At 70.5% G+C, this 23,876-nt stretch carries 19 protein-coding genes; 10 read left to right on the top strand and 9 right to left on the bottom strand.

Annotated elements, in window-relative coordinates:
* The first annotated feature begins 78 nt into the window (after positions 1–78).
* The 4 genes from ACFV4K_RS04995 (at position 79) to ACFV4K_RS05010 (ending at position 4,605) form a co-directional block, all read left to right on the top strand.
* Positions 79–1,737, top strand: a complete 1,659-nt coding sequence (locus ACFV4K_RS04995) for a DNA repair helicase XPB (protein WP_357089502.1) — start codon at positions 79–81, stop codon at positions 1,735–1,737.
* A 37-nt stretch (positions 1,738–1,774) separates the two neighbouring features.
* Positions 1,775–2,443, top strand: a complete 669-nt coding sequence (locus ACFV4K_RS05000) for a DUF3239 domain-containing protein (RefSeq protein ID WP_379272179.1) — start codon at positions 1,775–1,777, stop codon at positions 2,441–2,443.
* A gap of 54 nt (positions 2,444–2,497) precedes the next feature.
* Positions 2,498–3,136, top strand: a complete 639-nt coding sequence (locus ACFV4K_RS05005; protein WP_379272181.1) for a LysE family translocator — start codon at positions 2,498–2,500, stop codon at positions 3,134–3,136.
* A 65-nt stretch (positions 3,137–3,201) separates the two neighbouring features.
* A complete protein-coding gene (locus ACFV4K_RS05010; RefSeq protein WP_379272183.1) occupies positions 3,202–4,605 on the top strand; it encodes a M1 family metallopeptidase in 1,404 nt (467 codons plus the stop codon).
* Here ACFV4K_RS05010 and ACFV4K_RS05015 read toward each other — a convergent pair whose 3' ends face one another.
* From ACFV4K_RS05015 to sigJ, 3 genes are all read right to left on the bottom strand, one after another.
* On the bottom strand, positions 4,606–5,250 hold the full coding sequence (locus ACFV4K_RS05015; RefSeq protein WP_379272185.1) for a LysE family translocator: 645 nt from the start codon (positions 5,248–5,250) through the stop codon (positions 4,606–4,608).
* Between the two features lie 87 nt (positions 5,251–5,337).
* Positions 5,338–6,540, bottom strand: coding sequence for a pyridoxal phosphate-dependent aminotransferase (locus ACFV4K_RS05020; RefSeq protein ID WP_379272186.1), 1,203 nt, complete (start codon positions 6,538–6,540; stop codon positions 5,338–5,340).
* 60 nt (positions 6,541–6,600) lie between these two features.
* Entirely contained in the window at positions 6,601–7,542 is a 942-nt protein-coding gene (gene sigJ, locus ACFV4K_RS05025; protein ID WP_379272188.1) for an RNA polymerase sigma factor SigJ, read from the bottom strand.
* Positions 7,543–7,635: 93 nt separating this feature from the next.
* Between sigJ and ACFV4K_RS05030 the strand changes: the two genes are divergently transcribed.
* The gene (locus tag ACFV4K_RS05030) at positions 7,636–8,217 is read left to right on the top strand and encodes a GNAT family N-acetyltransferase (protein ID WP_379272190.1); all 582 of its coding nucleotides are present in this window, start codon (positions 7,636–7,638) and stop codon (positions 8,215–8,217) included.
* Between the two features lie 135 nt (positions 8,218–8,352).
* Here the strand turns inward: ACFV4K_RS05030 and ACFV4K_RS05035 are convergent, their stop codons facing one another.
* From ACFV4K_RS05035 to ACFV4K_RS05045, 3 genes are all read right to left on the bottom strand, one after another.
* Entirely contained in the window at positions 8,353–9,447 is a 1,095-nt protein-coding gene (locus ACFV4K_RS05035; protein ID WP_379272191.1) for a 3-deoxy-7-phosphoheptulonate synthase, read from the bottom strand.
* A 260-nt stretch (positions 9,448–9,707) separates the two neighbouring features.
* Positions 9,708–10,070 (bottom strand): PH domain-containing protein, encoded by a 363-nt coding sequence (locus tag ACFV4K_RS05040; RefSeq protein WP_357089527.1) that lies wholly within the window; start codon positions 10,068–10,070, stop codon positions 9,708–9,710.
* Between the two features lie 41 nt (positions 10,071–10,111).
* The gene (locus tag ACFV4K_RS05045; protein ID WP_357282613.1) at positions 10,112–10,993 is read right to left on the bottom strand and encodes an oxidoreductase; all 882 of its coding nucleotides are present in this window, start codon (positions 10,991–10,993) and stop codon (positions 10,112–10,114) included.
* Between the two features lie 157 nt (positions 10,994–11,150).
* On the opposite strand from ACFV4K_RS05045, the gene ACFV4K_RS05050 reads away from it, so the two are divergent.
* Positions 11,151–11,321: a DUF5993 family protein gene (locus ACFV4K_RS05050; RefSeq protein ID WP_379272192.1), complete on the top strand. Its 171-nt coding sequence runs from the start codon at positions 11,151–11,153 to the stop codon at positions 11,319–11,321.
* A gap of 86 nt (positions 11,322–11,407) precedes the next feature.
* Here the strand turns inward: ACFV4K_RS05050 and ACFV4K_RS05055 are convergent, their stop codons facing one another.
* On the bottom strand, positions 11,408–15,088 hold the full coding sequence (locus tag ACFV4K_RS05055) for an amino acid adenylation domain-containing protein (RefSeq protein ID WP_379272194.1): 3,681 nt from the start codon (positions 15,086–15,088) through the stop codon (positions 11,408–11,410).
* Positions 15,089–15,196: 108 nt separating this feature from the next.
* Between ACFV4K_RS05055 and ACFV4K_RS05060 the strand changes: the two genes are divergently transcribed.
* Both ACFV4K_RS05060 and ACFV4K_RS05065 read left to right on the top strand, forming a co-directional pair.
* Entirely contained in the window at positions 15,197–16,822 is a 1,626-nt protein-coding gene (locus ACFV4K_RS05060; RefSeq protein ID WP_379272196.1) for a (2,3-dihydroxybenzoyl)adenylate synthase, read from the top strand.
* Positions 16,823–16,848: 26 nt separating this feature from the next.
* Positions 16,849–17,718 carry an oxidoreductase gene (locus tag ACFV4K_RS05065; protein ID WP_379272198.1) on the top strand — a complete coding sequence of 290 codons (870 nt, stop codon included), beginning with the start codon at positions 16,849–16,851 and terminating at the stop codon, positions 17,716–17,718.
* Positions 17,719–17,741: 23 nt separating this feature from the next.
* On the opposite strand, the gene ACFV4K_RS05070 is transcribed toward ACFV4K_RS05065, so the two are convergent.
* Positions 17,742–19,124, bottom strand: coding sequence for a salicylate synthase (locus tag ACFV4K_RS05070; protein WP_379272199.1), 1,383 nt, complete (start codon positions 19,122–19,124; stop codon positions 17,742–17,744).
* A 160-nt stretch (positions 19,125–19,284) separates the two neighbouring features.
* Between ACFV4K_RS05070 and ACFV4K_RS05075 the strand changes: the two genes are divergently transcribed.
* Both ACFV4K_RS05075 and ACFV4K_RS05080 read left to right on the top strand, forming a co-directional pair.
* Positions 19,285–21,654 carry a glycerol-3-phosphate 1-O-acyltransferase gene (locus tag ACFV4K_RS05075; protein ID WP_379272201.1) on the top strand — a complete coding sequence of 790 codons (2,370 nt, stop codon included), beginning with the start codon at positions 19,285–19,287 and terminating at the stop codon, positions 21,652–21,654.
* On the top strand, positions 21,651–23,168 hold the full coding sequence (locus tag ACFV4K_RS05080; RefSeq protein WP_379272203.1) for an HAD-IB family hydrolase: 1,518 nt from the start codon (positions 21,651–21,653) through the stop codon (positions 23,166–23,168). The genes ACFV4K_RS05075 and ACFV4K_RS05080 overlap by 4 nt, the downstream gene beginning before the upstream one ends.
* Here ACFV4K_RS05080 and ACFV4K_RS05085 read toward each other — a convergent pair.
* Positions 23,165–23,866: a polyprenol monophosphomannose synthase gene (locus ACFV4K_RS05085; protein WP_379272235.1), complete on the bottom strand. Its 702-nt coding sequence runs from the start codon at positions 23,864–23,866 to the stop codon at positions 23,165–23,167. The two genes, ACFV4K_RS05080 and ACFV4K_RS05085, sit on opposite strands and share 4 nt — an antisense overlap.
* Between the last annotated feature and the right edge of the window lie 10 nt (positions 23,867–23,876).

Consider the following 23,876-nt stretch of genomic DNA (forward strand, 5'->3'; position numbering starts at 1 on the left):
AGGTCACGTGGCTTTGTCGGTGACTTCCTGGAGAATGGTCAAGGCCCGTTCGGGCCCCGATCAAGCCAGGAGGTGTTCGTGACCGACGGTCCACTCATCGTGCAGAGTGACAAAACGCTGCTGCTGGAGGTCGATCATGAGTCGGCCGGGGCGGCGAGGCAGGCCATCGCGCCGTTCGCGGAGCTCGAACGCGCGCCCGAGCACGTGCACACCTATCGGGTGACGCCGCTCGCGCTGTGGAACGCGCGGGCCGCCGGGCACGACGCCGAGCAGGTGGTCGACGCACTGGTCAGCTTCAGCCGGTACGCGGTGCCGCAGCCGCTGCTGGTCGACATCGTCGACACCATGGCCCGCTACGGGCGGCTGCAGTTGATGAAGCATCCGGCGCACGGGCTGGTCCTGGTCAGCCTGGATCGCGCGGTGCTGGAGGAAATCCTGCGGCACAAGAAGATTCAGCCGATGCTGGGCGCGCGCATCGACGACGACACGGTGATCGTGCATCCGTCCGAGCGCGGCCGCATCAAGCAGATGCTGCTCAAGGTCGGCTGGCCCGCCGAGGACCTGGCCGGCTACGTCGACGGCGAGGCGCACCAGATCGACCTGGACTACCAGTCCAGCGACTGGCATCTGCGCGACTATCAGGAACTGGCCGCGGAGTCGTTCTGGGCGGGCGGCTCCGGTGTGGTGGTGCTGCCGTGCGGCGCGGGCAAGACCATGGTGGGCGCGGCGGCGATGGCGAAGGCCAAGGCCACCACGCTGATCCTGGTCACCAATACGGTGGCCGGGCGGCAGTGGCGGCGCGAGCTGCTGGCCCGCACCTCGCTGACCGAGGACGAGATCGGCGAATACTCCGGAGAGCGCAAGGAGATCCGTCCGGTCACCATCGCCACCTATCAGGTGATCACGCGCAAGACCAAGGGCGAGTACCGCCACCTCGAGCTGTTCGACAGCCGCGACTGGGGCCTGGTCATCTACGACGAGGTGCACCTGCTGCCCGCCCCGGTCTTCCGGATGACCGCGGATCTGCAGTCGCGCCGCCGGCTCGGGCTGACCGCCACCCTGGTGCGCGAGGACGGCCGCGAGGGCGACGTGTTCTCGCTGATCGGTCCGAAGCGCTACGACGCACCGTGGAAGGACATCGAGTCGCAGGGCTGGATCGCGCCCGCGGACTGCGTCGAGGTGCGGGTCACGCTGACCGATGCCGAGCGCATGGCCTACGCCACCGCCGAGCCGGAGGAGCGCTACAAGCTGTGCTCCACCGCGCGCACCAAACTGCCGGTGGTGGAGTCGATCCTGGCCCGGCACAAGGACGCGCCGAGCCTGGTGATCGGGGCCTACCTGGATCAGCTGGACGAGCTGGGCGAACACCTGAACGCCCCGGTCATCCAGGGTTCCACCCGCACCAAGGAGCGCGAGGAGCTGTTCGACGCCTTCCGCCGCGGCGAGATCCCGGTGCTGGTGGTGTCGAAGGTGGCCAACTTCTCCATCGACCTGCCGGAAGCCTCGGTGGCGGTGCAGGTTTCGGGCACCTTCGGGTCGCGGCAGGAGGAGGCGCAGCGGCTCGGGCGGCTGTTGCGGCCGAAACACGACGGGGGCCAGGCTCACTTCTATTCCGTGGTCGCACGTGACACGCTGGACGCCGAGTATGCCGCGCACCGGCAGCGTTTCCTGGCCGAGCAGGGGTATGCCTATCGCATCACCGATGCGGACGACCTGCTGGGTCCGACGATAGGATAAGTGGAGGAAGAGCCTCCATAAGGCGGGAGGGACGTACGTGCGGCGCTTCGAATTCGCGGTGGACCGTGACCATGCTCGGGCGGTCAACGAGGTGGTGGCGTACCTGCGGCGACTCCGTATCTGGGCATACACGGCCGCCGCCGCGCTCGGACTGGGCACCGCGTTCCTGATCTGGGTGAACCATCCGTGGTCCTGGCTGCTGGCGGTGGCCTTCCTGGCCGCCGCGGTGACCGCGCTGTTCATCGGGTACTGGATGCCGCATCGCGGCCGGGTGGACAAGCTCTACGCCGCGGGCGACCTGGTGCCCGCGGTGGTGTCGGAGACCCACGGGAACGGGGCCACCCTGCTGGCCCTGGTCGATCTGGCCAAGCCGAACACCCCCGGCCCGCGCTACGCCCTGGTGACCCGCACGGTCCGGTCCCTACCCGGGCACCGGGCCCGCGCCGGGGAACGGGTGCCGGCGGTGACCGTGCGCGTGGACCGCGCCCCCGGCCCGGTCGGCGACCTGTGGCAGTCGGTGAGCGCCATGCCCATCGCCTGGGGCACCCGGGACCTGAACATCATCGAACGCGCCCGCGAGGCCATCCACGAGGTCGAGTGGAAGCTGCTCGCCGACAATCTGGATCTGGCCATCAAGGTGCGCGGCGCGGACGCCAAGCGCCTGCTGCTGGACCCGCAGCAGCTGCCGGAGGAGTTGCGCGGCTGAGCGATCCGCTCCGAACTCGCGTTTTTCGCTTGCGCCGCTTCGTAGGATGGGGTGATGGTTCCCGTCACGAATCTGGTGGCGTTTCTGATCGCGGCCGTCGCACTGATCGTAATCCCCGGACCCGGAGTGCTTTTCGTCATCGGCCGGGCGCTGTCCTACGGGCGGCGGGCCGCGCTGCTGTCCGTGCTCGGCCATTCCCTGGGCGTCCTCGGCGTCATGGTGCTGGTCGCGGCCGGTCTGGGCACGCTGCTGGCCGCGTCCGCGATCGCGCTGGCGATCGTGAAGTTCGCGGGCGCGCTCTATCTCATCTACCTCGGGGTGCAGGCCATCCGGGATCGCCGCGCGCTGCGGGAGGCGTTCCAGGCGCGGGCCGAGCCGGTCGGCACCGGCCGCGCGCTGCGGCAGTCGATGCTGGTGGGCGCCACCAATCCGAAGGCGATCATCTTCTTCTCCGCGGTGCTGCCGCAGTTCGTGGCCCCGCACGCCGGCCCGGTCCCGGTGCAGATGCTGATCCTCGGGCTGGTGTTCATCGCCGTCGCACTGGTCTCCGACTCGGTGTGGGCGCTGGCGGCCGGTTCGGCGCGGGAGTGGTTCGCGCGCTCGCCGAAGCGGCTGGAGGCGGTCGGCGGCGCGGGCGGGGTGATGATCATCGGCCTGGGGGCGAGCGTGGCCGTGTCGGGCAGCGGTAGCTGAATCCGGAGCCGATTAGCATCAGCTCGTCGGCACTCGTAGGTGTGTGGAAAGGGCGGCTGGAGCGGATGCTTCGGAACTGGCGGTACCTGACAGTGGGGGCGGTACTGCTGCTGGGCGCGAACGCGGCTCCCGCGCAAGCGGATTCGAGCGACCCGCTCACGGGCGCGCCCGGCGCGGGCGATCCGTACTACCCGCTGGACGGCAATGGCGGCTACGACGTCGGACACTACGACGTCATCATTTCCTATGACCCGCCGACGCATCAGCTGACCGGGGACACCCGCGTCGACGCGGTGGCGACCCAGGCGCTGCGGGTGTTCAACCTCGACTACAGCGGCCCGGCGGTGTCCAAGGTGACCGTCAACAACCTGCCCGCCTGGTTCGACCGCAACGGCGAGCACGAACTGTCCGTCACCCCGCTGATCCCGCTGCTCCCGGGCCTGCCGTTCACCGTGCGGGTGGAGTACGCGGGCGAGGTGACCGGCACCGAGGGCGAGGGCTGGGTGTTCTCGCCCAGCGGCGGCGCGTTCGTGGCGGGTGAACCGCATTCGGCGAGCAGCTGGTATCCGCTCAACGACACGCCCCTGGACAAGGCGACCTTCACCCTGCACGCCACGGTGCCGCAGGAGTGGGAGGTGATGTCGATCGGCGACAAGGTGTCCGACACCGTGCAGGGCGCGAACCGGACCGTGTCCTGGGAGATGCGTCAGCCGGTGGTCGGTTACCTGACCACGGTCGCCGTCGACCGGTTCGAATTCCTGGACCAGCGGCGCGCCAATGGAACTCCGCTGCTGAGCGCCTTCGCGCCGAGCGCGGGCAAGGGCCGGGACCTGGAGACGCGGCTGCCCGAGATCCTGGACTTCCAGGAGGAGCTGTACGGCCCGTACCCGTTCGACACCGCGGGCGGCCTCTACGTCGACACCGGACTCCAGTTCTCGCTGGAGACGCAGTCGCGCCCGATCTACGCGCCCTGGACCGATCTGAGCACCGTGGTGCATGAGATCGCCCACCAGTGGTGGGGCGATTCCATGTCGGTGAAGCAGTGGTCCGACATCTGCCTGAACGAGTGCTTCGCCAGCTACACCGCCGACTACCTGTGGCCGGAACACAAGGACGGCAAGGACGTCGACGCCGAGTACCGCGACACCGTCACGAAATACCATGACAATCCGAAGTTCTGGGAGATCGCGCTCCAGAACCCGGGCCAGGACAACGAATTCACCGCGGTCTACTACCGGGGTCCGCTGTTCCTGCACGCGCTGCGCCGGACCATGGGCGATGCCGCGTTCTTCGGAGCAGTGCGTGATTTCGTCATGGCGCACCGGTACGGCAACGCGTCCATGCCGGAGTTCCGGACCTTCCTGCAGTCGCGCTCGCCGGTCGATCTCACCGGGTTCCTGGCCGCCTGGCTGGACCGCACCGACCGTCCGGCCGACGAGTTCCTCTATCCCGGCCCGCTGCGCGCCTGATCAGGCCGGGACCGGGCGCGTCCGGTCCGAGAGGACCAGCGCGGCCATACCGCCGAGCACCGACCCGGTGACGTACCGCTGCGCCCGCAGCCACAGTGGCCGCCGCGCCAGGAAGGTCGAGACCGCGCCCGCGCTCAGCACGATCAGGGCGTTCACGGTGACCGCGATGGCGATCTGCACCGCGCCCAGCGACAGGCTCTGCAACCAGACCCGCCCGTGCGCCGGCACCACGAACTGCGGGATCAGCGCCATGTAGAGGATGGCGATCTTGGGGTTGAGCAGATTGGTGACCAGCCCCATCGTGAACAGCCGCCGGGCCGGATCGGCGGGCAGCTCGGTCGGCGCGAACAGCCCGGCCCCGCCCGGCCGCAAGGTCTTCCAGGCCAGGTGGACCAGGTACAGCGCGCCCGCGACCTTCAACGTCAGGTACAGCGCGGGCACCATGGCGAAGACCGCGGTGATCCCGGCCGTCGCGGCGGCCAGATACACCCCGAATCCGACCACCACCCCGCCCAGCGACACGAGTCCGGCCCGCCGCCCCTGCGACACGGTCCGCGACACCAGGTACATCATGTTCGGCCCCGGCGTGAGCACCAGCCCCAGCGCCGCGGCGGCCACGCCCAGAACCGCACTCGCTTCGATCATGCGACCGATTCTCCGGCCGCATCGGTCCGCTGTCGCGGTCCACTCACCACCGACTGGACCCCCGAGCAGAGGCCACCGGGGTCCGGGTCAGCGCACCGCTTCGGCCTGGTGTCCGGCCCGGAGGCGGCGCACGCCCTCGGCGATGGTCTCCTCCTTCTTGCAGAAGGTGAAGCGCACCAGGTGGTTCCACGCGGCCTTGTCATCGGCGAAGACGCTGACCGGCACCGCGGCCACGCCGAGGCGCTCGGGCAGTTCGCGGCAGAAGGCGTAGGCGTCGGACCGCTCCGCCTCCCCGCGCTTGCCGAGCGGGGTGATGTCGGCGCACACGAAATAGGTGCCGTCACTGCGCTTCACGCCGAAACCGGCCTCGGACAGCGCGGCGGAGAGGCGGAGTCGCTTCTCGGCGAGGGTGTCGCGCAGCGCGGCCACCCACTGCTGCTCGTTGTTCAGGGCGTGGGCGACGGCGGGCTGGAAGGGGCCGCCGCCGACGAAGGTGAGGAACTGCTTGGCGGCCAGCACCGCGTCCAGCAGCGGGGCGGGCGCGCAGGCCCAGCCGATCTTCCAGCCGGTGACGCTGAAAGTCTTGGCGGCACTGGAGATCACGATGGTGCGCTCGAACATGCCGGGCAACGTGGACAGGCTGATGTGCTCGTGCCCGTCATAGCAGAGGTGCTCGTACGCCTCGTCGGACATGACGTACAGGTCGTGTTCGATGGCGAGTTCGGCGATGGCGGTGAGATCGGCGCGCGAGAGCACGGTGCCGGTCGGATTGTGCGGCGAATTCACCAGCAGCAGCCGGGTTTTCGGGGTGATGGCGGCGCGCAGGCTGTCCAGGTCGAGGGCGAAGCCGTCGCCGTCGGGCACCAGCCGGGCGGTGCGGCGCCGCGCTCCGGCCAGGGCGATGGCCGCCGCGTAGGAGTCGTAGTAGGGCTCGATGAGCACCACGTCGTCGCCGGGTTCGACCAGGCCGAGCACGGTCGCCGCGATCGCCTCGGTGGCGCCGACGGTGACCAGCACCTGGCTGTCGGGGTCGTAGTGGGTGCCGTAGCGGCGGGCGCGGTCGGCGGCGATGGCCTGCCGCAGCGCGGGCACGCCGCGGCCGGGCGGGTACTGGTTGAAGCCGTCGGCGATGGCCTGCCGCGCCACCTCGAGCATGCCCGCGGGGCCGTCGCTGTCCGGGAAGCCCTGGCCGAGGTTGACCGCGCCGTGGCGAACGGCCAGCTCGGTCATCTCGGCGAAGATCGTCGACGCGAACGGCTGCAGACGGGCGACGGTCGGAATACGTGGCATGTCCGGAGCCTAATCCATCGCCGAGAACGGCCGACGGCCGTGATTCACCGCACAGCCAGGTCAGCGCGGGAGCCGGATGCCGCTCAGTTTGTCCGGGTTCACCACGTCGTAGACGCCCCACACCTTGCCGTCGCGCACGGTGAACGCGTACACCCGCCGCGGATTGCCCGCATTGCCGTCCCGGGCCGGGATCGAGTGCGCGAGGATGCCGTGCTGCCCATTGACCAGGACCGGTTCGAGTTCCCGGCCGGGCGCGGGATCGCCGGGGCCGCCGCCCGCGCCGACCAGCATGAACCTGCGCCACAGCCCCAGCCACAGACGCACGTTCTTGTCCACGCCGGCAACCACATTGATCGCGGTGGACACCTTGCCGCCGCCGTCGCCGACGGTGCGCACGTCCGGATGCAGCGCCGCCACCACGGCGTCGACGTTCCCGCTGGCCAGCGCGTCCAGCAGAGCCCGCACCGCGGCCTCGTGCTCGGCGTCGGCGGCCGGTTCCGGCGCGTCCGCCACCGCTTTCCGGGCCCGGGTGGCGAGCTGCCGCGCGGCGTCCACGGAAACGTCCAGAATGTCGGCGATCTCGGTGAACGGCACCGAGAAGCCGTCGTGCAGAACGAAAGCCACCCGCTGTGGCGGGGTCAGCGTGTCCAGCACCACGAGGGCGGCGAACCGGAACTCCTGTTTGCGCATCACCGCGGCCAGCGGATCGGGAGTGCTGGACGGCGTCACCGCGGTGACCACCGGTTCCGGGAGCCATTGCCCCACATAGGTTTCGCGGCGCACCGCCGCGCTGCGCAGCCGATCCAGGCAGAGGCGGCTGACCACGGTGGTGAGCCAGGCGCGCAGGTCGTGGATCTCGGATTGGCGGGCCGCGGCGAGCCGCAACCAGCTCTCCTGCACGGCGTCCTCGGCGTCGCTCACGCTCCCGGTGAGCCGGTAGGCCACCGAGACCAGATGCGGCCGATGCGTTTCGAACAAGTCGGCCAGGAGAACCGCCACCATCTCTCCGATCCTACGGCCGGGCACCGACAGCCTCGCGGGCGGTCACCGCGAATTACCGGCCGCCCATGCCCGATTCCGTGACAGCATGACCGCATGGACGCGGAATTCCTCTCCGACGGCACGGTCTGGTTGTCGCCGCCCGCCGTCTCCGACATCGATGCCATCACCGCCCTGTGCCAGGAGCCCTCGATCGGCGCGTGGACCACCATGCCGGTCCCCTACCACCGCGCCGACGCGGAGAAGTTCATCTATGACATCGTCGGCCCCGGCTGGGCCGCCCGCAGCCCCACCTGGGCGGTGCGCGGGGCGGCCGACGGCCCGGTGGTCGGCATGATCGGCCTGAGCCCGCTCTACCCCCGCCGCGACGACGAGACCGCCGAGATCGGCTTCTGGCTCACCCCCACCGCCCGCGGCGCGGGCGTGATGACCCGGTCGGCGCGGCTGGTCGCGGCCGCCGGACTGGATCCCGAGACGCTGGGCTTCGAGCGCCTGGAGTGGCGGGCCTTCACCGGAAACCATCCGTCCGCGGCCGTGGCCCGCCGCATCGGCATGCACTACGAGGGCCTGATCCGCGGCGGCGGCACGCAACGCGGTGTCCGCCGCGACATCTGGGTGGCGGGGCGGCTGCGCACCGATCCGGACACCCCGAGCCCGCACTGGCCCACAGACCTCTGACCTGGCCATACCCCCGAAAAGCGTTCGGCGCACACCCGCCGGACTGGGTGTGCGCCGAACTCAGTGTGCACGCCGGAAGCGTTCGGCGCGAGGCGAACTCGCCGCGCCCGGGTGCGGGTCTATCGGATCGGGGACCTACGCGCGGGCCGCGCGGCGCTGGGCGACCGCGTCGGCGAGGCGCTCCAGCTGGGCGACCGTGGTGTCCCAGTCGATGCAGGCGTCGGTGATGGACTGGCCGTAGGTGAGGTCCTCCGACTTGCCGAGGGTGAGGTCCTGGCGACCGGCGACGATGAAGGACTCCATCATCAGGCCGACCACGGTGTCCTCGCCGCCCGCGATCCGCTCGGCCAGATCGGTGACCACGTCGACCTGCTTGTTGTGGTCCTTGTTGGAGTTGCCGTGCGAGGCGTCCACCACCAGGCGCTGGGGTAGCGACGACTTCTCCAGGCGCAGCAGGGCTTCCGAGCAGGAGGCGGCGTCGAAGTTGGGGCCGTTGGAGCCGCCGCGCAGGATGACGTGGCAGTCCGGGTTGCCGGCGGTGCGGATGAGCGCCGAACGCCCGTCCAGGTCGGTGCCGGGGAACACATGGGAGGCTGCCGCGGCGCGCACGCCGTCCACCGCGACCTGCACGTCGCCGTCGGTGCCGTTCTTGATGCCGACCGGCATGGACAGCGCCGAGGACAGCTGCCGGTGCACCTGGCTGGCGGCGGTGCGGGCGCCGATCGCGCCGTAGGCGACCAGGTCGGCGATGTACTGCGGGGTGATCGGGTCCAGGAACTCGCACGCCACCGGCAGGCCGAGCGCGGTGATGTCGACCAGCAGACGGCGGCCCAGGTCCAGACCGGTGTTGATGTCGAAGCTGCCGTCCAGGTGCGGGTCGTTGATCAGGCCCTTCCAGCCCAGCGTGGTGCGCGGCTTCTCGAAGTAGACGCGCATCACCACGTGCAGGCGGTCGTCCAGTTCGGCGGCCTTGGCGGCCAGGCGACGGGCGTAGTCCATGGCGGCTTCGGGATCGTGCACCGAACACGGGCCGACGATCACCATGAGGCGGTCATCGGCGCCGTCGAGCACGTCGACGGTGGCCTTGCGACCGGCGCGCACGGTGTCGGCGAGGGTGTCGTCGATCGGGTGGGCGGCACGGACCTCGCGCGGCGAGCTCAGCGGGCTGACGCTGAGAGTGCGCTGGTCATCGAGATCGGCATGCCGGTCGAGATCGGCGGTGGTGGTCATGGGTGGTTTTCCTTGTCCCAGGCCGACCCACGGAGAATTGCGAAACCCCTTGGAGCCGGTCTGATTTCGTCCGGCTCGGGGTGGAGGATGTCAGCGCGAGGTCACGCCGCACGACCCACCCGGGGCCGGCTGGCTAAACCAGAAATACTGACGCTGCATGCCAGGGACTGTACCAGAGATCCCTTTTCGTGCGTGTGGCGTACGCCACGGTCGCTGGGATGGGCATCCCACCTCATGGGATGCCCATGGTCGGCGCCGGGTCAGTGCAGGATGTAGTGCAGGATCACGTCGTGCACGTGCCGCGTCTTGTCGTCGCCGCGGAACTCCACCTCGTAGGTGTGGTGCCCGGTGCTGATGGCGATGTGCCCCGACGAGAAGAACTGGCCCGCGAACGACTTGTTGGTCAGGATGCTCACGCTCGAGATCCGCGCGTAGGGGATGGACGTGATCGCGATCTTCTTACCCACGAACGAGTTGTCCTGGATGATGACCCGCCGGTCGGTGAGCCCCAGGAATCCGGTGCCCACCCCGATGGCGTCGTACACGGCGAGGATCTGCTCGCCCTGCATCAACCCCTGCTGGATCTTGTCGAGTTGATCCCGTCGATCGAATGGAATGCTCACCAACCCCGCCTTTCGGCTCAGCGATGCTCCCGGATTTCGGTTCAGCGGCGCACGAACGGATAGCTGACCTTGGTCAGCTGCTCGGACAGCTCCCACAGCCGCCGCGCGGTCACCTCGTCCTTGGAGGCGGCGCTGGATGGGCTGGGACCGGGGTAGCCGCGCATGCCGCGCAGCCCGGTGGGCCCGTAGAAGCCGCCCGGCTCGACCTCGGCGGTGGCGGCGAACAGCGTTGGCAGCGCGCCCATCTCGGCGCTCTGCGCGAACAGCCGGTTGCCGATCGACATCAGGGTGTCGTAGATCGACTCGGTGTGCCCCTGCAGGTCGGTGGCGGCATAGCCGGGGTGCGCGGCCACCGACAGCTTCGCCGATCCGGCGGCGGTCAGGCGGCGCTGCAGTTCCCGCGCGAACATCAGGTTGGCGAGCTTGGACTGGCCGTAGGCGGCCCAGCGCTGATAGCTGCGCCGCTCCCAGTCCAGGTCCTCGAGGTCGATGCGGCCGATGGCGTGCATGCCCGAGGACAGCGTGACCACCCGGTCGCGGATCTTGTCCAGCAGCAGCCCGGTCAGCGCGAAATGGCCGAGATGGTTTGTGCCGATCTGCATTTCGAAGCCCTCGGCGGTGCGCTTGAGCGGCACCGCCATCACGCCCGCGTTGTTGATCAGCACATCCGCGCCGTCGACCGAGTCGGCGAACTCGTGCACGGAGGCGAGGTCGGCCAGGTCCAGGCGGCGCACCTGGGCGTTCGGGCCGATCCGATCGGCCACCGCTCTCGCCTTCACCTCATTGCGGCACGCCATGATCACCTTTGCGCCCGCGCCGGCGAGCGCTCGCGCGGTGGCCGCGCCCAGCCCGCTGTTGGCCCCGGTGACGATGAAGGTCCGGCCCGCTTGATCGGGGATGTCGGAGATGTCCCAGCCGCTCACGGGGTCGAGTCTAGGTGCGCGGAGGCGCGCACGTCCGATGTCGGCGTGAACCGTTCCCGGACGCGGGATTTGCCGACCGTCCCGAGCGGTCGCCGAGCGCGGCGCGTCCGTATCCTATTCATCCCTTTGACCTGGGTGAGCGGTAGCGGCCGCGACCATGGACACGCTGATGCTCGCGGGTTTGCTGGGCATTCTGGTCCTGATCTGGAAACAGGGCTCCCGCCGGTCCGTACCGGCGGCCTGGTGGGTGGTGACGCTGGTCTGCGCCGGACTCCTGAAGTACCACATCACGAGCAGCCTGGGCTGCTGCACGATCTCGGCATCCTGAAGGACGGCTCCACTCTGCCGCCCGCGCACTGAGAGACCTGCCGCCGATCCCCGCGCCCTCCGGCAAGGGCGCGGGGATCACGCTTCTCAGGACAGGGCGAGCACCTCGTCGTCGGACATGGCGGCCACCTCCAGGTAGAGGCGGGCCACGCCGTCGAGCCGGCCGGTGGCGCCGGCCCAGCGTTCCCGCTCCAGCAGCCGCGCGGTCAGCCCCTCGACCGTGCGGGCCGCGAAGAAGTCGGCGACCACCGTGTCCGGGGAGTCCAGCCAGTCCCGCACGCGGGCGATGACCGCGGTGGCCAGCACCGAATCGCCGCCCAGGGCGAAGAAGTCGTCGGTCACACCGACGGTCCCACGGCCCAGCACCGACGCGATGATGTCGGCCACGGCGCGCTCGACATCGGTTCGGGGCACGACGAATTCGCCCGCCCGCTCGCCCTCGGCCAGCAGCCCGGCGATGGCCTTGCGATCCGGTTTGCCGTTCGAGGTGAAGGGCAGCTCGGCGAGCGTCTCCACCCGATCCGGAATCATGTAGGCGGGCAACAGATTCGCGGCCGCCTCCAACAGCACCGGGACATCCAGGGCGACGCCGTCGTCGGCCACCAGGACGGCGGCCAGCTTCGGCGCGGCCGCGCCCACCACGGCGGCGATGGCGTGCCGCACGCCCGGCAGGCCGCGCAGCACGCTCTCCACCTCGCCGAGTTCCACCCGGTAGCCGCGGATCTTGACCTGATGGTCGGCGCGGCCCAGGAATTCCAGGCAGCCATCGGGCAGGTAGCGGGCCAGATCGCCGGTGCGGTACCAGTTCAGGCCGTCGTGGGTGACGAACCGGTCGGCGGTGCGCTCCGGATCCCCGCGATACCCGGCGGCCACACCCGCGCCGCCGATCCACAGTTCACCCGTCACCCAGTCGGGGCAGTCCTGACCGGACGGGCCGACCACCCGGCAGCGCACATTGCGCAGCGGAGTGCCGTACGGGACGGCCGACCACTCCGGCGGCACCTCGGCGTTCACGACCTCGCGGATCGTGGAGTGGATGGCCGTCTCGGTGGCCCCGCCCAGCCCGGCGAACCGGCAGCCGGGAGCCACCGCGGCGAGGCGGCCCGGCAGCGCCACATCGACCCAGTCGCCGCCCAGGATCACCGTGCGCACACTGTCCACAGGTTTCCCGGCCGCGGCCTCCAGCGTCATGTCCAGCAGGCTGGGGACGCAGTTCAGCACCGACACCCGGTGGCGGCGGATGAGTTCCACCCAGCGGCCCGGCTCCGCGCGCTGTCCCTCATCCAGCGCGATCACCGCGCCTCCGGCGCTCAGCAGACCGAAGATGTCGTAGACGGACAGGTCGAATTCGAGCGCCGACAGGGCCAGCGCCCGATCATCCACACCGATCCCGAAGCGTTCGTTCAGGTCGTCGATGGTGTTCATGGCCGCCCGGTGCGGCACCTCCACACCCTTCGGCCGCCCGGTGGAGCCGGAGGTGAACAGCACATAGGCGATGTCCTCCGGATCCGGGATCACGGCCTGCGCCAACGGCTCCGGGTACTCCCGCGCCGCGCGCAACGCCACGGTCGGCAGCCCGGGCACCTCGCCGCCGGCGGTCACCGCCGCGACGACCGCGCCGGTGCGCAGGATCTCGGCGCGCCGCCGGTCGGGTTGGTCGAAACCGATCGGCACGTACACGGCTCCGGCGGCCAGCACGCCGACGATAGCCAGGATCTGATCCGGGCCCTTCGGCAACTGCACGGCGACCGCGTCGCCCGGCCGGACGCCCACCGCCCGCAGCGCGCCCGCCACCGCGAGCGCCTGCGCGGCCAGCTCGCGATACGTGAGAACACTTGCGACAGCGCCCGATTCGCGGCCGTCCGCCGCCGCGCCCGCCCCGCCCGGCACATCGACGCGGTCGGACTCCCAGACGATCGCCGGAGCGTCCGGGTTCGCGGCGGCGTTGTCGAACAGGCCGCTGTGCAGGGCGCGGCCGCTGACCGGGCCGTCGGTGGCGTTCACCTGGGCTCGAACCACCGCCTGCGCCACGGGAATCCGCACTGCCGCCTCGGCGTCCCATCCCGCGCCGCCGAAACCGGCGGTCGCGGGTGCGGCATCGGCGTCCGGCCCGGGCTCGTCACTGCCCGCGAGGCGCAGGACGGCGTCGATGTAGCGGGTGAACATGGTCTCGACCATGGCCGGGGGGAAGGCGTCGGAGCGGACGTCCCAGTTCAGCAGCAGGCCGCCGCGAACCTCGGTGACCTGCGCGTCGAGCAGCACCTGCGGACCCTGCGAGATGATCCAGACCGGGTCGCCGAAGGTGTCGGTGACCCGGTCGGCGAACAGTTCGCCCAGGTTGATGGCGCTGGTGTAGACGATCGGGGCCAGCACCGGTTCGGCGCGCAGGCGGCCCAGATCGCGCAGCACCTCCAGACCGGTGTAGCCGGAATGCGCCCCGGCGGCGTGCAATTCGCGCTGCAGCGCCCGGGCGCGCTCGGTGACGGTAGCCGGCTCGGTGACATCCACCTCCAGCAACACCGAGGAGGTGAAGTCGCCGACCACGCCGTCCACCTGCGGATGCACCGGCTCCCGGTGGAACAGCGGCAGATTCAGCAGGAACCGGCGCTGCGCCGACCAGCCGCCGATGCTCTCGGCGAACACCGAGGCCAAGGCCATGGCCGGAGTGATGCCGCGGGCGTGCGCCGCGGCGAACATGCGGCCCTTGGCCTCCGGCGACAGCCAGCGGTGCAACCGCACGGTCCGCGCCGCCCGCTCCCCCGGCTCCGCCACCGCGGCCTCGGCGGCGCGCGGCAGTTCCGGCGCGCCCGGCAGCTCGGGCAGGCGGGCCTGCCACCACGCGCGGTCGGCGGCATGTTCCGGTGCGGGACCGGCGTGTTCGGCCAGGTACTCGCGGAAGGTGTAGTCCTGCGGCGACAACTGCTCACCGTGGTACAGGCGCGCCAGGTCCCCGACCAGGATGCGGTAACTCATGGCGTCGGCCGCGAGCATGTCCACGTCCAGGTGCAGCCGGGTGCGGCCCGCCGGCAGCAGGGTCAGCGCGATGTCGACGACCTGGCCGTCCTCGACGGCCATCAGCTGGTGGGTCCGGCGGTCCCGCAGCTCCTCCAGCGCCCGTTCCGCCACCTCGGGCGCGGCGTCGCGCAGGTCGGTGACGCTCCAGACGTCCCGGCCGGGGCGTTCCAGGGTCTGCTGGGTGCCGTCGGGCAGGAACCGGGTGCGCAGCATCGGATGCCGCCGCACCAGCGCCTCGACCGCCGCGCCGAGGCGGGCGGGATCGACACCGGCCCCGTCGAATTCGACGTAGAGGTGGGCGGCGACCGCGCCGAGTTGCTGGCTGTCGGACCGCCCGATCCAGTACGCGTGCTGCATCGGCGCGAGCGCGAACGGGGCGCCGTCGTCGACGCCGGTGGCGAGGTCATCGGCCGCCACGACACCGACCGCGGCGAGCTCGCCGCTCGGATCCTGAGCCGAATCGGTCTGTGCGGCCTCGTGATTCGCCGCCGCCGTGCTCTCCTCACCGGTCCCGCTCAGCAGTGCGTGCCAGGCGGCGACCGTGGGCTCGGCGGCGAGCTGGGCGAAGTTCACGGCCAGGCCGCGCTTGCGCCAGGCGCCCGCGAGTTTCATGGTGCGGATGGAGTCGAGGCCGAGCTGGATGAGGTCGTCGTGGTCGGCGATATCGGCCGGTTCGAGACCGAGGTGTCCCGCGATGGCGGCGCGGATCTCGTCCCGGCCGATGTTCGCCGACGGCCCCTGGGGTGACTCCATTCCGCTGGTACTCCTTGTTCGACGGGATCGATGGGCAGAAGCGTAGCCCATTGAGATAGGGTTGCCTAACCTATGCAAGGACACCCTTACCAGCAAGAGGTCAGAGCCGTGACAACGACCGCACCCGCCGCCACGGGCCACCACGACGGATTCGTCGCCTTCCCCGCCGACCTCGCCGAGCGGTACCGGCGCGAGGGCTACTGGGCGGGCCGCCCGCTCGGGGAACTCCTGCGCGACGCCGCCCGGCGGTGGCCCACGCGACCCGCGCTGCTGAGCGACGAGCCCGGCCGCGCCCCGGCCACCTACGCCGACCTCGACCGCGCCGCCGACCGGATGGCGCACGGCCTCCTGAAGCTCGGCATCGAATCCGGCGACCGCGTGGTGGTCCAGCTGCCCAACACCCCCGCGTTCCCGCCGCTGCTGTTCGGCCTGCTGCGCGCCGGAATCATCCCGGTGCTCACCCTGCCCGCGCACCGCCGCGCCGAAATCGAGCATCTGGCCCGGCTTTCCGGCGCGGTCGCCTACGTCGCGGCCGACCGGCTCGGCGACTTCGACTACCGCGCCCTGGCCGCCGAGGTCCGCTCACAGCTCCCGGACCTGCGCCACATCCTGATCCTCGGCGATCCCGGGCCGTTCACCGACCTGGATTCGATTCCCGCCGACGGTGATTCGCTGCCCGAGGTGGACGCCTCCGACATCGCGCTCATGCTGGTGTCCGGCGGCACCACCGGGCTGCCCAAGCTGATCGCCCGCACCCACGACGACTACGTCTACAACGCCACCGCCAGCGCCGCGGTCTGCGAACTCGGCCCCGACGACGTCTACCTCGCGACCCTGCCCGTCGCCCACAACTTCCCGCTCGCCTGCCCCGGCGTGCTCGGCGCCGTCGCCACCGGCGGGGCCATGGCCTTCGTCACCGACCCCAGCCCGGAGAGCGCCTTCGCCGCCATCGAACGCCACCGGGTGACCGTCACCGCCGTGGTGCCGCCGCTGGCCCAATTATGGTGCGCGGCAGTCGAATGGGAGGACGCCGACCTGTCCTCGCTGCGGCTGCTCCAGGTCGGCGGCGCGAAACTGGCCGAGGTGAACGCCCGCGAGGTCACCCCCGCCCTGGACTGCCGCCTGCAGCAGGTGTTCGGCATGGCCGAGGGCCTGCTCAACTACACCCGCGCCGAGGATTCCACCGACTTGGTGTGCACCACGCAGGGCCGCCCGCTCGCGCCCGCCGACGAGGTGCGGGTGGTGGACGAGCACGGCCGGGACGTCGCCGCCGGCGAGGAGGGCGAACTGCTCACCCGCGGCCCCTACACGCTGCGCGGCTACTACCGCGCCCCCGAGCACAATGCCCGCGCCTTCACCCCCGACGGCTTCTACCGCAGCGGCGACCTGGTGCGCCGCCTGCCCAGCGGCCACCTGATCGTGTCCGGCCGGATCAAGGACGTGATCAACCGCGGCGGCGAGAACATCTCCTGCGACGAACTCGAGGAGCACCTGCTCGCCTACCCGGGTGTCCGGCACGCGGCCGCCGTGGGCCTGCCCGACGCGGCCCTGGGCGAGAAGGTCGGCGTATTCCTGGTGACCGAGGGTGAACTGCCGTCCCTGGCCGCCGTCAAGACCTTCCTCACCGAGCGGGGGCTGGCCACCTACAAACTCCCGGATGTGTTGCGGCAGAACGATTCCCTGCCCGTGACGGCGGTCGGCAAGATCGACAAGAAGGCCCTCGCCGCGCGCTGAGAGCCGTTCCGTCATAGAGTTCTCCTATGGGTGGGTGGAACGAATCGGATATTCCTGACCAGAGTGACCGGATCGTCATCGTCACCGGAGCGACCAGCGGCCTGGGCGAGGCCACCGCGCGCGCCCTGGCCGCCGCCGGAGCGCGCGTGATCATGGCCTGCCGCAACGAGATCAAGGCGCGGACGGTGGCCGCCACCATGCCCGGGGACGTGCACATCCGCGCCCTCGATCTGGCCGACCTGGCCTCCGTTCGCGCCTTCGCCGACACCGTCGACCGGGCCGACGTGCTCATCAACAACGCGGGCGTGATGGCGGTGCCCCAGCGGGCCACCGCCGACGGCTTCGAATTGCAGATCGGCACCAACTATCTCGGCCACTTCGCGCTGACCGGCCTACTGCTGGACCGGATCTCGGAGCGCGTGGTCAACACCTCCAGCCTCACCCATCTGATCGGGCGCATCGACCTGGAGGACCTGAACTGGGAGCGGCGCGCCTACTCCCGGTTCGGCGCGTACGCGCAATCCAAACTCGCCATGCTGCTGTTCACCTACGAACTCCAGCGGCGGCTCACGGTCACCGGATCGGCCAAGCTGGCGGTCGCCGCGCACCCCGGCTACGCCGCCACCGAGATCAGCTCCGAGACCCAGAACGTGCTCGAACAGCTGGTCGGCCTCGGCAACCGGCTGATCGCGCAGAGCGCCGCCATGGGCGCGCTGCCGACCCTGTACGCGGCCACCGCCGACGTCGAACCCGGCGCCTACTACGGGCCGGATCGGTTCAACTGGCGCGGCCACCCGACCCGGGTCGGCTCCAATACCGCCTCGCACGACGAGAAAACCGCCCGGCAGCTCTGGGAGCTGTCCGAGCGGTTGACGGATGTCGAATTCCCGATCTGAATCTCGGATATCCGGTTCGGGGGTCAGGCCCGCACCACGTACGGCGCGACGCTGCCCAGCTTCTCGCAGGTCTCCTCGAACTCCCGCTCCGGCCGCGACTGCCCGACCACGCCCGCGCCCGCGCGCAGCCACGCGCCGGCGCCGGACTGGTAGACCGCGCGCAGCACCAGCGTCGCCTCCAGCGCGCCGTCGGGGGAAACCGTCACCACCGCACCGGAATACAGGCCGCGCGGATCGTGGTCGAGACGGAACACCGCGTCCACTCCCTCGGCCTTGGGGATGCCGGAGGCGGTGACGGACGGGAACAGCGTCTCCAGCGCGTCCCACGGGCTGCGGTCGGCGGCCAGCCGCCCGCGCACGGTGGAGGCCAGGTGCTGCACGCTGCCGCGCTCGCGGACCGCCATGAAGTCGGAGACCGCGGTGGTGTCCGGCTCGGCGACCGCGGCGATCTCGGCGAAGGAGGTTTGCACCGAGATGGCGTGCTCGACGATCTCCTTCGGGTCGCGCACCAGGTCGGCGCGGGCGGCCAGATCGATGTCGTCACCGCGGCCGAAGGCGCGGGTCCCGGCCAGCGGCTCGGTGGTGACCACCCGGTCGCGGTCCACGGCCGCCACCAGTTCCGGGCTGAAGCCCGCGGCCTCCAGGCCGCCCAGCCGCAGCAGGAACGAGCGCGCCGGAGTGTTGTTCGCACGGCCCAGGCGGTAGGTGGCGGGGATGTCGACCGCGAAGGGCAGATCGACCTTCCGGGACAGAATCACCTTCTGGTACTTGCCGTCCCGGATCTCGGCCACGCCCGCGGCGACCCGGTCCTGATAGCCGGTCGGGTCCGGGGTGACGTCCACGGGGTGCGCGACGGGCAGCGCGGTGTCCTGGGCGGCGGCGATCAGCTCGTGGATGTCGCCGGTCTCGGCGGGCGTCGCGCCCGACACCCGCACGCCGGTGGCGTCGATACGGACCTCGATGCGCGGAATCATCAAGTGCGCCAGGGTGGCCCGCGGGTGCACGTGTTCGGTCGCGCCCAGCGACCAGGCGCAGAACTCGAAGCCGACCCAGCCGAAGGCGTTGCGGCCCTCCAGGGGCAGCCCGGCCAGCGCGCGGTCCAGGACCTGTGCCGGATTGCCCGACCACGATCCCGCGGTGGCCTGTCCGCCCCAGCTCACCCGCAGTTCGCCCGCGTCCAGCTCGACGCCGCCCAGCGGGTCGGCGGCGAAGACCCATTCGCCGGGCCGTTCGTAGACCACGTACTCACCGAAGCGATCCGCCGCCGCCAGCGCGGTGACGGCCGCGACCGGATCGGTGACGTACTCTCCCCACCGCTGCTCCCCCTCGAGCCGTACCCGTTCGTCAGCGACCGACACCAGACCTCCAAGGTTATGCTTACCTAACTCGGTGAGTGAGGTTAGCATTACCTTTCCATTCGTGGGAGGCCCGCATCGCGACGTCCGTCACCACCGCCGCGCAACACGGCGAAACCCCGGTTCGGACCGGCGAATTGCCTGACCTCCCGTCCCACCGCCCCGGTTTGGGCTTCAATGGATCGCAGCGGCTCATGCGGAGGGAACGAAGATGCTCGATCATGACAGCCGGCTCCCCGAAGCCGCGCTCACCGCCCCGCAATCCGTGGTCGCCCTGGTCGACGCCGCCTCCCGCGTGGAACGCGAACTCATCGGGGGCTGGCTCGCCGAAGGCGGCATCACCCAGGAGTTCGGCACCTCCGCCCCCGTCACCCAGATCGACCTCGACCCCGCCGCCGTCACCGACCGCCTCGTCGGACGGGCCGACGACCCGCTGGTGGTGCCGGTCCGCGTGCTGTGGCTGCCGCCCGAACGAGACGGCGTGCGCCGCACCACCTTCAGCGACCTGCTGACCATGTCCAACCCACGCAAACCGCACCGGCTCATGCAGCGGCGGCTCATCGGCAGGGCCCCCGACCGGCACCTGATCCTCACCGGACAGCCCGCCCGGCTCAGCGAGCTGCGCGCCAACAACCCCGGATCCGCCATCGTGCCCGACGCTTTCGGTCGGGCCATCGTGCGCGCGGGCATCGTCGCCCTGGAACGCGCCGAACGCGCCGTCATCGGCGACCGGTACAAGGTGCCGCGGCTGGTGGTCGAGGAGATCCTGGACTCCCCCGAATTCCTGCGCCGGCTCGACGTCATCGCCGAGGAATCCGGACTCCCGGCACGCGAGGTCTATCGCCGCGCCGAGCGGGGGCTGCGCGAACTCGTCGCCGCCCAGAGCCGCCTCGTCTCCGACCTGTTCACCCAGGCCATGCGACCCGTGCACGCCTCCACCTGGAACGTCGACGCCGACGAGACCGGACTCGACCGGCTGCGCTCGCTCAACCGGCGCTATCCGCTGGTCTTCCTGCCCTCGCACCGCTCCTACGTGGACGCCTTCGTGCTCGGGGACATCCTGGCGCGCAACGACTTCCCGCCCAACCACGTGGTCGGCGGCGCCAACCTGAAGTTCTGGCCGATCGGGCCCATCGCCCGACGCACCGGAACCGTGTTCATCCGCCGCAGTTTCGGCGACGACGAGGTCTACAAGGCCGTCGTCGAGGAGTACTTCGCCTACCTGCTCACCAAACGCTTCAACCTGGAGTGGTACTTCGAGGGCGGGCGCACCCGCACCGGGAAACTCCGGCCGCCGCGCTACGGACTGCTGAACTACCTTGCGGCGGCGCTGCGTTCGAAACGCATCGACGATGTCATGCTGGTGCCGGTCTCCATCACCTACGAACGGCTCAACGAGATCGGGGCCATCGCCGACGAACAGACCGGCGGCCGCAAACAACCCGAGGGCCTCACCTGGCTGGCCCGCTACGTCCGCAACCAGCAGCACTCCGCCGGGCACGTGTACGTGCGCTTCGGAACCCCGCTCTCGGCCCGCGACCGCCTGGCCGCCAACGGGGATCCGCTGACCGGACACCAGGATCCGGGCGCCGAACAAGCCGTCGAACGCGAGCAGCTGGCCGTGCAGCGGCTCGCCTTCGAGGTCGCCGTCGGCATCAACGAGGTCACCCCGATCACCGTCAACGCCCTCACCACCCTGGTGCTGCTCGGCGTCCACGAACGCGCGCTGACCCGCCCCGAACTCCGCAACGCCATCGCGCCCGTACTCGGCTACATCGAGAGCCGCGGCCTGCCGACCGGCGAACTCGACACGCTGCGCGACGATCACGGGCTCGCCGTGGTCCTCGAACAGCTGGCCGTCGCCACCGTCGTCACCGTGTACCGGGCCGGACTGGAACCGGTGTACGCCATCAACGCGGGCGCGCACCTGGAGGCCGCGTTCTACCGCAACAGCGCCGTGCACTGGTTCGTCAACCGCGCCATCCTCGAACTCGCCGTCCTCACCGCCGTCGAAGCCCCCGAAGGCGACCAGCTGCGCGCCGGATGGGACGCCGCCTACCGGCTGCGCGACCTGCTCAAATTCGAGTTCTTCTTCCCCGAACGAGCCGAATTCACCAGTCAGCTCACCGCCGAGATGCTGCGTGTGGACCCCGAATGGCATCACCGCACCGCCGCGGGCACCCTCGGCTCCGAGATCCTGGCCCGGCTCGCCGACTCCGGCTTCATGATGGCCCACCGCGTCCTGCGCTCCTTCTTCGACGCGCAACTGGTGGTGGCCGAACGGCTCGCCGCCCGCGACCCGGTCGACCCCGTCGACCGCAAGGCCCTCATCGACGAATGCCTCCAGGTCGGCAAACAGATGCTGCTGCAACAACGCCTGCACAGCCCCGAATCGGTGTCCTCGGAATTGTTCGGCAGCGCGGTCAAACTCGCCGACAACCACGGTCTGCTCACTCCCGCCGGCGATCCGGCCGACCTGGCCGCCCGGCGCAGCGCCTTCGCCGCCGAACTGCGCGCCATCGGGCAGCGCATCACCCGGGCCGCCACCCTCGACCCGTCCAACCGGATGGAAGCGCTGTGACCCACCGGGTCCGGGGCCGCGCGGCGGGACGCACCACCCCGCCCCTGCGACCCGGCGTCGGCGTCACCCAGCGGCCCATCGGCGCACAGGATCTCGCCACCGCCCTCGAGGCCGTGCGCACCGGACCACAGGGCCCGCAGGTCGCCGCCATCTTCGACTTCGGCGGTACCGTCGTGCACGGCTTCAACCCGCCCCCGCTCGCCCGCCGCCTGCTACGCCGCGGCAGCGCCCGCGGCGCACTCACCGCCAGCCTGCTCGGCAGCATCCGCGGCGCCCGCAGCGAAGGCGAATACGAACGCTTCCTGCAATCGGCCATGTACGACTGGGCCGGGGTACCCGAAGCCGACCTGATCGAACTCGGACGGCAGGTGTTCGCGCGCAATGTGTACGGGCACATCTACCCCGAGGCCTGGCGGCTGGTCCGCGAACACGAGGCCGCCGGGCACACCCTGGTCCTGATCAGCTCGATCAGCCGCTACCAGGTGGAACCCGTCGCCGCCGAACTCGGCATCCCGCACGTGCTGAGCACGACCATGGCCGTGCAGGACGGCGTGCTCACCGGGCACGTGGAGGGAAAGACGCTGTGGCGCAACGGCAAGGCCGACGCCGTGCGCCGCTTCGCCATCACCCACGACATCGACCTCACCCGCAGCTGGGCCTACGCCGACAGCGCCGCCGACCTGCCGCTGCTCCAGACCGCCGGGCATCCGGTGGCCGTCAACCCGGACCCGCGGGTCGTGCTCGAGGCGGCCGAAAGGGAATGGCCGGTCCTGCATTTCCGGCCCCGGCAGGCCCCCAAGGCCACCGACTACGCCCGCACCCTGGCCGGATTCACGGGTTTGCTGGGCGGCGCGCTGTTCGGCGTGGCCGCGAAGGCGCACACGAAACAGCGCCGCCAGATGGCGGATTCGATGATGACCCACGCCGCCGACTCGACCCTGCGCGGTACTCGCGTCAAGGTACGGGTGACCGGCGCCGAACACGCCCGCGCGCCCCGGCCGGCGGTGTTCATCTTCAACCACCAGAGCCAGTTCGACATCGTGGTGCTGGCCGAGGTGCTGGGCACCGGATTCACCGGCATCGCCAAACGCGAGATCACCAAGAACCCGGTCTTCGGGCCCCTCATGCGGTTCGTGGAGGTCACCTTCATCGACCGCGCCGACACCAAGGCCGCCAAGGCCGCGTTGGAACCGGTGGTCGAAACCCTGCGCGGCGGACTGTCGGTGGTGATCGCCCCCGAGGGCACCCGCTCCCTCACCCCGCGGATCGGCGCCTTCAAGAAGGGCGCGTTCCACATCGCCATGCAGGCGGGCGTGCCGATCATCCCGGTGGTGATCCGCAATGCCGGCGAGATCGCCTGGCGCAACTCCGCGATCGTCCGCAAGGGCGTGGTGGACGTGGCCGTCCTACCGCCGATCGATGTCAGCGGCTGGGACCCGGCCCGCCTGGATACGGAAGTGGAGCAGGTCCGACAATTGTTCGTCGACACCCTGCTCCACTGGCCCGAAACTTAGACAGCCCGCCCGAACAGCAGCTTCCACGGCATGGCCGCGGACTCGAGCTGCACCTTGAGGCTCATCTTCGAGGCGCCCTTGGTGCGCTCCTCGAAGCGGATCGGCACCTCGGCGATGGAGATGCCCTTCCTGACGGTGCGGTAGTTCATCTCGACCTGGAACGAGTAACCGTTCGACTTGATCGAGGCCACGTCGATGGCGCGCAGCGTGTCGGCCTTCCACGCCTTGAACCCGGCCGTGGCGTCCTTCACGCCCAGGCGCAGGATCAGGTTGACGTAGAAGTTGGCCCAGGCGGAGAGCGCCTTGCGGTACCACTTCCACTCCTCGGCGGTGGAACCGCCGGGGACGTACCGGGATCCGAGCACCACGCCGGCGTCGGTGGTCTGCAGCTTCTCGAGCATGGCGGGAATGACCTCGGCCGGGTGCGACAGGTCGGCGTCCATCTGGATCACCACGTCCGCGCCCTCGTCGAGCGCCTTGGTGATGCCGGCGATGTAGGCGCGGCCCAGGCCGTCCTTCTCCGTCCGGTGCAGCACGCTCACCACGTTCGGCAGATCGGCGGCCAGCTTGTCCGCGACCTCGCCGGTGCCGTCGGGTGAATTGTCGTCCACCACCAGCACATGCAGGTCCTCCACCGGCAGTGCGGTCAGCCGCTCCACCGCAACGGGCAGGTTCTCCCGCTCGTTGTAGGTCGGCACCACCACGGTG

The organism is Nocardia sp. NPDC059764 (assembly GCF_042732555.1).
GTDB lineage: Bacteria > Actinomycetota > Actinomycetes > Mycobacteriales > Mycobacteriaceae > Nocardia.

Coding starts and splice junctions, on each gene's coding strand:
- ACFV4K_RS05005 (WP_379272181.1), top strand. CDS start 2,498: ATGGTTCCCGTCACGAATCTGGTGGCGTTTCTGATCGCGGCCGTCGCA.
- ACFV4K_RS05010 (WP_379272183.1), top strand. CDS start 3,202: ATGCTTCGGAACTGGCGGTACCTGACAGTGGGGGCGGTACTGCTGCTG.
- ACFV4K_RS05015 (WP_379272185.1), bottom strand. CDS start 5,250: ATGATCGAAGCGAGTGCGGTTCTGGGCGTGGCCGCCGCGGCGCTGGGG.
- ACFV4K_RS05020 (WP_379272186.1), bottom strand. CDS start 6,540: ATGCCACGTATTCCGACCGTCGCCCGTCTGCAGCCGTTCGCGTCGACG.
- sigJ (WP_379272188.1), bottom strand. CDS start 7,542: ATGGTGGCGGTTCTCCTGGCCGACTTGTTCGAAACGCATCGGCCGCAT.
- ACFV4K_RS05030 (WP_379272190.1), top strand. CDS start 7,636: ATGGACGCGGAATTCCTCTCCGACGGCACGGTCTGGTTGTCGCCGCCC.
- ACFV4K_RS05035 (WP_379272191.1), bottom strand. CDS start 9,447: ATGACCACCACCGCCGATCTCGACCGGCATGCCGATCTCGATGACCAG.
- ACFV4K_RS05050 (WP_379272192.1), top strand. CDS start 11,151: ATGGACACGCTGATGCTCGCGGGTTTGCTGGGCATTCTGGTCCTGATC.
- ACFV4K_RS05055 (WP_379272194.1), bottom strand. CDS start 15,088: ATGGAGTCACCCCAGGGGCCGTCGGCGAACATCGGCCGGGACGAGATC.
- ACFV4K_RS05065 (WP_379272198.1), top strand. CDS start 16,849: ATGGGTGGGTGGAACGAATCGGATATTCCTGACCAGAGTGACCGGATC.
- ACFV4K_RS05070 (WP_379272199.1), bottom strand. CDS start 19,124: ATGCTAACCTCACTCACCGAGTTAGGTAAGCATAACCTTGGAGGTCTG.
- ACFV4K_RS05075 (WP_379272201.1), top strand. CDS start 19,285: ATGCTCGATCATGACAGCCGGCTCCCCGAAGCCGCGCTCACCGCCCCG.